The following is a 5,696-nucleotide window of genomic DNA, read 5'->3' as shown; positions in this document are numbered from 1 at the left end:
CGCGACGCCTGGATGATGACCGGGGCATCGACCGCGGCCGCCGCCTCCATGATCGCCAGCCCCTGCTCCATGTTGTTGATGTTGAACGCCGGCACGCCGTAGCCGCGCTCGGCGGCGTGATCGAGCAACTGCCTCAGGGTGATACGGGCCATGATCCCTCCAACTACCAATCGTTTGGCGGCGCCGCCGCCGTGAACATCACACTAGGGGTTCAATGCTTGGCGCGGGCGATCACGCCCTTAGCCGCGTCCACCACCGCATCCGCGGTGATGCCGAACTTCTGGTACAGCACGTTCGCCGGCGCCGAGGCGCCGAAGCCGGTCATACCGACGAAGGCGCCGCCATCGCCGATCCAGCGCCGCCAGTCGACGTCCAGCGCCGCTTCGACGCCGACGCGCGGCGCGGTGCCCAGCACCTTGGCGCGGTAGGCGTCGTCCTGCTCGGCGAACAGATCGAAGCACGGCGCCGACACCACCGCGGCCTTGATACCAAGCGCCTCGAGCTTGCAGGCGGCTTCCAGCGCCAGCGACACTTCCGAACCGGTGGCGATCAGTGTGACATCGCGCTGGGCCGGATCGATGACCAAATAAGCGCCACGCGCGACCGGATTGTCGGCCGTGCCTTCGCGCGGCAGCGCCGGCAGCGCCTGGCGCGACAGCGCCAGCACCGAGGGCCGCTTGGTTTGCTGCAGCGCCACGTCCCAAGCCTGCGCGGTCTCAATCGCATCGGCTGGGCGGAACACCAACAGGTTGGGGATCGCGCGTAGCGACGAGACGTGCTCGACCGGCTGATGGGTCGGGCCGTCCTCACCGAGGCCGATGGAGTCGTGGGTCATCACGTGGATGACGCGCACGCCCATCAGCGCGGCGAGACGCAGCGCCGGCCGGCTGTAATCGGCGAACACCAGGAAGGTGCCGCCGAACGGCACGAAGCCGCCGTGGAGCGCGATGCCGTTCATCGCCGCCGCCATGCCGAATTCGCGGATGCCGTAGTGCAGATAGCTGCCGCCGAACGCGCCCGGCTTGACCGACGCGGTGCCCTTGGCGTGGGTCAGGTTGGAATGCGTCAGGTCGGCCGAGCCGCCGAGGATATTCGGCGAGGCCGGCACGATGGCATCGATGGTGAGCTGCGACGCCTGGCGGGTGGCGATTGACGGCTTGTCGGCCGCGAACTTGTCGATCAGCGCCTGCAGCGCGCCCGTGTAGTTGGACGATAGCTTGCCGGCCAGCGCGTCATTGAAGCCGCTCCGCGTCGCCGCGTCGGCTGCGGCAAGCCGCTGAGCCCAGGCGTCGTGCGCCGTCTTGCCGCGGCTGCCGGCCTCGCGCCAACGCGTCAGGATCGCGTCCGGCACCTCGAACGCCGGATACGGCCAGTTCAGCGCCGCGCGGGTCTTTTCGACCTCCTCCGGACCAAGCGGCGCGCCGTGCGCCTTTTCGGTGCCCGCCACCTTGGGCGAGCCGAAGCCGATGGTGGTGCGGCAGGCGATCAGCGACGGACGGTCACTCTTCTTCGCGGCTTCGATGGCGGCGGCCACCGCTTCCGGATCGTGGCCGTCGACGCGGGTGGTGGCCCAGCCCGACGCCGCGAAGCGCGCGAGCTGATCGTCCGAGCACGACAGCGAGGTGTCGCCGTCGATCGAGATGTGGTTATCGTCCCACAGCACGATCAGCTTGTTCAACTTGAGGTGGCCGGCCAGCGAGATCGCCTCGTGGCTGACGCCTTCCATCAGGCAGCCGTCGCCGGCGATGACGTAAGTGTAGTGATCGACCAGCGCATCGCCGTAGCGGGCGTTGAGCATGCGCTCGGCGAGCGCCATGCCAACCGAAGTGGCGAGGCCCTGGCCGAGCGGGCCGGTGGTGGTCTCGACGCCTTCGGTGTGGCCGTATTCCGGATGGCCCGGCGTCTTGGAGCCCCACTGCCGGAACGACTTGAGCTGATCGATCGTGACGTCTTTGTACCCGGTCAGATGCAGCAGCGCGTAGAGCAGCATCGAGCCGTGGCCGGCCGACAGCACGAAACGGTCGCGGTCGGGCCAATGCGGATCGGCCGCGTCGAACTTCAGGAAGCGCGTGAACAGCACGGTGGCGACGTCGGCCATGCCCATCGGCATGCCGGGGTGGCCGGACTTCGCCTTCTCGACGCCGTCGATGGCGAGGAAGCGGATCGCATTGGCGAGGTCGCGATCGCTGACCTGGCCGTGGATGTCGCGTGCGGAAATATTCAAGCCGTCCTCCCGAGACTGCAAAGGCTAAGCATCATTTCACCCCGCGCTTGCGATCGATCAGTTGCATGATCAGCGGGGTCAGGATCAGCTGCATCGCCAGATCGAGCTTGGCGCCGTGGATCACGATCGAATTGGCCCGCGACATGAAGCTGCCCTGAATCATCGACAGCAGATAAGCGAAATCGATGCCCCGCGGGTTCTTGAAGCGGATCACCACCATGGATTCGTCGGCGGTCGGGATCCAGCGGGCAATGAACGGGTTCGAGGTATCGACCGTCGGCACGCGCTGGAAGTTGATATCGGTCTCGGCGAATTGCGGCACGATGTAGTGCACGTAGTCCGGCATGCGGCGCAGAATGGTGTCGGTCACCGCCTCGGTCGAGTAGCCGCGATCGGCGCGATCGCGATGCAGCTTCTGGATCCACTCGAGGTTGATCACCGGCACGACGCCGATCTTGAGGTCGGCGTGCTGCGCGACGTTGACCTTCTCGGTGATCACCGCGCCGTGCAGGCCTTCGTAGAACAGCAAGTCGGAGCCTTCGGGCAGCGAATGCCACTCGGTGAAATTGCCCGGCGGCACGCCGTGAAGCGCCGCTTCCTTGTCGTCGTGGACATAGGTGCGGGTGCGGCCGGTACCGGTCTCGGCGTAGCTCGCGAAGGTCTGCTCCAGCTCCTCGAACAGATTGGTTTCGGGGCTGAAATGGCTGAAGTGGCGATTACCGCGCTCGGCTTCCTCCGCCATCTTGGTGCGCATGTCGACGCGGTTATAGCGGTGGAACGCGTCGCCCTCGATATAGGCGGCGTTGACGTTCTCGCGGCGGAAGATCTGCTCGAAGGTCCGCTTCACGGACGTCGTGCCGGCGCCGGACGAGCCGGTGATCGAAATGATCGGATGCTTACGGGACATGGTGCACTTTCGGACGAACGATTAGACGCGGAACAAGTCTCTTAGACGCGAAACAAGCCTCGGCGGGCGAACAGCGGCGCCGTGCGCGAGGCCGCGCTCGGATCGGTGTGGAGGAGTTCGATGCGGGCGACCTTCTCGCGCGAGCCCATGATCAGCGGCGAGCGCTGATGGGTCGATTTGGCAACGAGATCGAGCACGCGCTCGCGGCCAGTCGAAGCCGCGCCGCCGGCCTGCTCCATCACGAACGCCATCGGATGGGTTTCGTAGAGAACGCGGAGCCGGCCTTCGCCGTAGCCGGGTCGCGAATCGGCCGGATACAGGAACACGCCGCCGCGGGTCAGGATGCGATAGGCCTCGGCCACCAGCGAACCGATCCAGCGCATGTTGAAGTCTTTGGCGCGCGGACCGTCCGAGCCGGCGAGGCATTCGTCGACGAAGTCGCGCACCGGCTGCTCCCAGTGGCGATGATTGGAAGCGTTGATGGCGTATTCGGCGGTGTCGGCCGGCACCTTCACGCCCTCGCGGATCAGCCGATATTCCTTGGCCTTGCGATCCAGCGTGTAGATGTCGACGCCGTTGCCGAGCGTCAGCACCAGCGAGGTCTGCGGCCCGTAGACCACGAAGCCGGCGGCGATCTGGCACGAGCCGGGCGCGCTGAACGGCTTCACGCCGGGCTGATTGGGAATGATCGAGAAGATCGTCCCGACCGTCATGTTGGTATCGATGTTCGACGAGCCGTCGAGCGGATCGTACGCGATGGCGATCGGCGCCTGCGGATCGCCCATCACCAGCTTGTCGGATTCTTCGGAGGCCAGCGCCGCCCAGGGCACGTTCTTCAGCGCCTTGACGATGATTTCCTCGGCCTTGACGTCGAGATCCTTCTGGACGTCGCCATCGGCATTCTCGGCACCGTGCGCCTTGCCGGTGATGCCGGCCAGCGCGCCCTGCCCGATCAGTTCGGAGATCTCGACCGACGCTGCGGCAATCGCACCGACCGCGGCGGCGACGGCCGCGCGCTGCGGATCACCCGCCTGCGACTCGAGAAATCGAGAAAGCGTCTGCCCCTGATCCATTTTTCAGTCCCCCGCTACGCAGCCCTGTCGTCAGGCCTGTCTTGAGCCTTGGCACGAAATCGTCTGGCTCGACATCCCGGCTTTTCGCCACAGCTCGGCTCCGTCGCGGGGAGCTTGTGAGCTTGTGAGCGCCATAAGAGAAATTTCATTTTCCTTGATACCACATGAGAGAATCTTATGTCGCCGGCACGACGCCCTCATTTAGGTACCGCGAGCACCAGCGGCCGCCCGCCAATTTGCATCCTTGGTCGCATGCGGACGTGATTTAGATCAGTTATCGGGCGCCAAAACAGGCCTTTGCCAAGCATTTGCAGCCCAGATCTCGCGCTACATACTTTCGTTGCAGGCGGCATTTTCCACTACCCGATTACGGAATTTACCGCTGTTGCGAAGCAGCAGCGCACCACTCTTGACGGTTGCGGCACCAATCTGAAACACACGAAAGCAGAAACGAAATCGAAGCGGCGCGATTCCGTGCGCCGCGCGTCAGGAGGAAGCCAGGATGAGCGATGCAGTGATGGCCGGCGCGGAGCCGTTCGCGTTCGAAGGCGGCAAGGTCGGCGTGCTGGTGCTGCACGGATTCACCGGCAGCCCGCAGAGCATGCGGTATCTCGGCGAGCGTCTCGGCGAACGCGGCTATTCGATCCTCGGTCCGCGCCTGCCCGGCCACGGCGTGTCGCCGGCCGCGATGGCCAAAACCACCGCCATGGATTGGGTCGCCTGCGCCGAAGACGCTCTGCTCGAGCTCTCCGCCAAATGCGACAAGGTGTTCGTCACCGGCCTGTCGATGGGCGGCACGCTGTCGCTGTATCTGGCCGCCGCACATCCCGACAAGGTCGCCGGCGTGATCCCGATCAACGCCGCCGTGCAGGTCGATTCACCCGACATGGCCGGCGTGGCGTTCGCCCGTAACATGCCGGAGTTCGTCCCCGGCATCGGCTCCGACATGGTCGACACCTCGATCAAGGAACTGGCCTACGATCAGGTGCCGGTGACCTGCTTCAAACAGGTGATCGGGCTCGCCGCGGCCGCACGCGCGTTGCTGCCGAAGATCATTTGCCCGACCTTCGTGATCAACTCGCGGGTCGACCACGTGCTGAAGCCGCACAACGCCACGATCATCGCCAGCCATGTCGGCTCCGACCGCGTCGAGCTGCTGTGGCTCCACAACTCGTATCACGTCGCCACCATCGACAACGACAAGGACCTGATCGCCACGGAGCTGCACAGCTTCGTGCAGCGCAATCTCTGATATCGGCGATCTCATCGTCTACCAACCCGGCCGTCATCCTGAGGTGCGAGCGCAGCGAGCCTCGAAGGATGACAGCAACGGGGCAGACGGCCCATCCTTCGAGGCCCGCGCGACGCGCGGGCACCTCAGGATGACGCTGTAGGTGTTGATAGTCTGCAGTTCGTAGGATGGGTTGAGCGAAGCGAAACCCATCTACGGTGTTACGGCGCTTACATCCGCGACGTCACCACTGCACTAACC

At 65.2% G+C, this 5,696-nt stretch carries 5 protein-coding genes; 1 reads left to right on the top strand and 4 read right to left on the bottom strand.

Annotated elements, in window-relative coordinates; all coding sequences use genetic code 11:
• From I5M_RS31390 to I5M_RS13050, 4 genes are all read right to left on the bottom strand, one after another.
• Positions 1 to 152: class II fructose-bisphosphate aldolase (locus I5M_RS31390; protein WP_199900033.1), on the bottom strand; the 152-nt coding region annotated here is incomplete at its 3' end.
• 59 nt (positions 153 to 211) lie between these two features.
• Positions 212 to 2,224, bottom strand: coding sequence for a transketolase (gene tkt, locus I5M_RS13060; RefSeq protein ID WP_022721806.1), 2,013 nt, complete (start codon positions 2,222 to 2,224; stop codon positions 212 to 214).
• A 31-nt stretch (positions 2,225 to 2,255) separates the two neighbouring features.
• Entirely contained in the window at positions 2,256 to 3,131 is an 876-nt protein-coding gene (locus I5M_RS13055) for a phosphoribulokinase (protein WP_022721805.1), read from the bottom strand.
• Positions 3,132 to 3,172: 41 nt separating this feature from the next.
• On the bottom strand, positions 3,173 to 4,204 hold the full coding sequence (locus I5M_RS13050; RefSeq protein ID WP_022721804.1) for a class 1 fructose-bisphosphatase: 1,032 nt from the start codon (positions 4,202 to 4,204) through the stop codon (positions 3,173 to 3,175).
• Positions 4,205 to 4,706: 502 nt separating this feature from the next.
• Between I5M_RS13050 and I5M_RS13045 the strand changes: the two genes are divergently transcribed.
• On the top strand, positions 4,707 to 5,456 hold the full coding sequence (locus tag I5M_RS13045) for a carboxylesterase (RefSeq protein WP_022721803.1): 750 nt from the start codon (positions 4,707 to 4,709) through the stop codon (positions 5,454 to 5,456).
• The last annotated feature ends 240 nt before the right edge of the window (positions 5,457 to 5,696 follow it).

The sequence above is a fragment of the Rhodopseudomonas sp. B29 genome, assembly GCF_000333455.1.
Classification (GTDB): Bacteria; Pseudomonadota; Alphaproteobacteria; order Rhizobiales; family Xanthobacteraceae; genus Rhodopseudomonas.
Note: the sequence above shows the minus strand (reverse complement) of the source record. Positions and strands in the feature narration are given on the sequence as shown.